Annotated in this window: 1 protein-coding gene; it reads right to left on the bottom strand. The window is 45.3% G+C overall.

What is annotated here, in order from left to right; all coding sequences use genetic code 11:
* The coding region (locus ACX0G7_RS27310; protein ID WP_458926720.1) for an IS110 family RNA-guided transposase at positions 1–903 on the bottom strand (903 nt) is incomplete at both ends.

Below are 903 nucleotides of genomic sequence, written 5' to 3'. Positions count from 1 at the left end.
GCTTTACTTGTACAATACCTGTTTGATAGGGTAGTTGCCTTAGCCAGACGGATTGAATTCTTGCCAGTAATTTCCTGGCCACTTTAACGATAGCTTTTTTACTGTTGATACCACGTTTGATCTGTTCGCTATAATAGAGCGCGAGTGCAGGATCGGTTCTTTTGGCTACCCAGGCACATTCAATGAGGTCACTACGGATCTGGCGTTGTTTTCTGACGGTAAGGCTTAGTCGAAGTTGTTTTTCTCCTGAACTGTGTTCCATCGGCATAAGTCCTACGAAACTGTTGAGGTGATAGAAGTTCGGAAATCGATGAATACCACCTATCTCAGTTATCAGTTCAGCAGCAGTCAGCGGTCCAATGCCTGCAATAGATCTTAACAGATAATAGTCTTTTTTATAGTCAGCACTGCGCATGAGCTTACGAATATCATTGCAGATAAGAAGCAACTCCCTTCGTAGCAACTGTACTTCGCGAATTTGATAATTAAGTGTTTGTCGGGTGGAGGTAAATGGAAATTTGAGTGCCGATAACCAGGTTATGAAATTGTTGCTCCAGTTTGGATTGTCAAAATGTTCAGGCAGTTCAACACCGTTGTAGTCCAGGAACCCTTTCACACGGTTCTTGCAACGAACAAGATCGCGCCAGATTTTTTTTCTATGGCGTACGAGGTTTCGATCTGCCTCTTGTTTAAGGGAGGGCACATAAATACCGCGGACCCGGCCATTGGCTAATGCCTGGCCGATACCCCGGGCATCACGTGTATCGGTTTTATAGACCTCGTCTTTATGGGTTGATGGAATGTCAGCCGGATTGACGACAAGACACTTGATACCGAGGGCTGCGAATTTTCGCTGGATCCAGTATCCAAACTTGCCGCTTTCATACGCACAGATGTAGGAGG

The organism is Flavitalea antarctica (assembly GCF_054461535.1).
The sequence above is the reverse complement of the archived record's forward strand: the minus strand, read 5'-3'. Positions and strand labels throughout refer to the sequence as shown.